1 protein-coding gene is annotated in these 2,255 nt (G+C 44.0%); it reads left to right on the top strand.

Annotated elements, in window-relative coordinates; translation table 11 throughout:
- Window positions 1–356: 356 nt before the first annotated feature.
- Window positions 357–2,255, top strand: a 1,899-nt coding sequence (gene mutS, locus A3761_RS22765) for a DNA mismatch repair protein MutS (RefSeq protein ID WP_068750950.1), incomplete at its 3' end; no start/stop codon positions are given.

Raw genomic sequence — 2,255 nt, 5'->3', positions numbered from 1 at the left:
ATGCTTAGATATGATAACTGAGTCGCTTTTCGTACAACTAAAAACACATGATTTAGGTGTACCTGCTGCTAATCTAACGAAGAATAAAAGAGGGATTCTTTAGCTTATGTCTAAGAACAAATAATTCGGAGTTAGCTTAAAAATGAATAAAACCTAGTGTTTGACATGATTTTTCGATTACGTTTTTTCTGGTAAGACAGAGACGTGATTTGTTAGAATTCTGTCGACAATAAAGTCGCATCTATATATCGCGGCTACAGCTGGAACCCCCTCTAAGGTTAAAACAAGTTGTGCGTCTAATGCTTTGCTTTAGGTAAGTCCATATACAACCAATTAAAAAGAACTTCTCCCGAATTATGTCAAAAAGTCCTGAGTTAGCTAAAAACAGTGAATCTAAACATACTCCGATGATGCAGCAATATTTTCGCATTAAAAAGGACCACCCTAATGAGCTTGTCTTTTATCGAATGGGCGATTTTTATGAGATGTTCTACGATGACGCAAAAAAAGCGGCTCAATTGCTAGATATCACTTTAACGGCACGCGGTAAGAGTGGTGGCAACCCTATTCCAATGGCGGGTATCCCCTATCACTCCGCTGAGAATTATATTGCAAAGCTTGTTCGATCTGGTTTGTCGGTTGCTGTCTGCGAGCAAACAGGTGACCCGGCAACAAGCAAGGGGCCGGTTGAGCGTAAGGTAATGAGAATTGTCACTCCCGGCACGCTGACTGACGAGGCATTTCTAGAAGAGCGGCGTGACAATTTGCTCTGCTCAATTTCCTTTGGTGATGAGGAAGCCTTTGGTCTAGCCTACCTAGACCTGAGTGGCGGACGCTTTTCTGTGTCGCAAGTTCGAGGCTTGCCCGACCTAATAAGCGAGTTGCAGCGTATTAGACCGTCGGAAGTTTTAATAAGTGAAGAGTTTCCATATGAAGGAGCTTTTGAGAACTTAACTGGTCTTAGACGCCAAGCTCCATGGCTTTATGATCTTGATTCCGCAAAAAGCTTATTGACTACTCAATTTAAAACGAAAGACTTAAGCGGCTTTGGTATCGATTCGATGCAATTAGCTATCTGCGCGGCGGGTTGTCTGCTGCAGTATGCAAAGGATACTCAGCGTAATGAGCTGCCTCATATTGTCACCATCAATAAAGAAGAGCGTAGTCAATACATTCTACTCGATGCAGCCAGTCGCAAGAACCTAGAAATTGACACCAACCTTGCTGGCGAAAGTAATCACACCTTGGCGTGGGCAATGGATGCCTGTAAAACTGCAATGGGTAGCCGCTTGCTTAGGCGCTGGCTCCACCACCCTTTAAGAGACCGGGAAATTGTGAATGCCCGTCTAGATTGCGTGTCTTCACTTGAGCAATCCTATAACTACGACGCCATTCAAACGAATTTAAAACAAGTCGGAGATGTACAGCGTATACTCGCCAGGATTGCGCTTAGATCTGCACGCCCTCGTGACCTATCACGACTTAGAGACACTTTAATACTACTACCCGCCATACAGGCAGATTTAAGGTCAGTTGATTGCCCAAGTCTTGGTGAAGTAGCTAAAGATATATCCGAACACCCCTCTTTAGCTGAGTTATTAGAGCGAGCAATTATCGATAACCCTCCCGTCGTTATTAGAGATGGCGGCGTGATAAAAGATGGTTTTGACGCAGAGCTAGATGACTTACGCAATATCAGTGAAAATGCCGGTCAATTTTTAATCGATCTAGAGACTCAGGAGCGGGAGGCAACCGGGCTTTCGACCTTGAAGGTTGGTTACAATAGAGTTCATGGTTACTTTATCGAGATTTCAAAAGCTCAGTCAGATAAAGCGCCCGATGCATATATAAGGCGTCAAACGCTAAAAAATGCAGAGCGCTTTATAACGCCAGAGCTGAAAGCTTTTGAGGATAAAGCGCTGAGCAGTAAAAGTCGCGCTTTATCGCGCGAGAAAGCCCTTTACGAAAGCCTACTTGATGAATTAAATGAGGCGATTGACGCGCTTCAGAGGTGTGCAAAAGGGCTTTCTGAGCTCGACGTGCTTAGCAATTTTGCTGAAAGAGCTCACACTTTAAATCTCAATAGGCCGGAATTTAATCAGGGTAACACCCTGTTAATTGAAGAAGGCCGACACCTTATTGTTGAACAGCTCAGTACAGCGCCTTTTGTGCCAAACGATCTGATATTAGATCCAAAGCGAAAAATGCTTATGATTACCGGGCCCAATATGGGGGGGAAGTCTACCTATATGCGC

This window comes from Oleiphilus sp. HI0123, assembly GCF_001635315.1.
The sequence above is the reverse complement of the archived record's forward strand: the minus strand, read 5'-3'. Positions and strand labels throughout refer to the sequence as shown.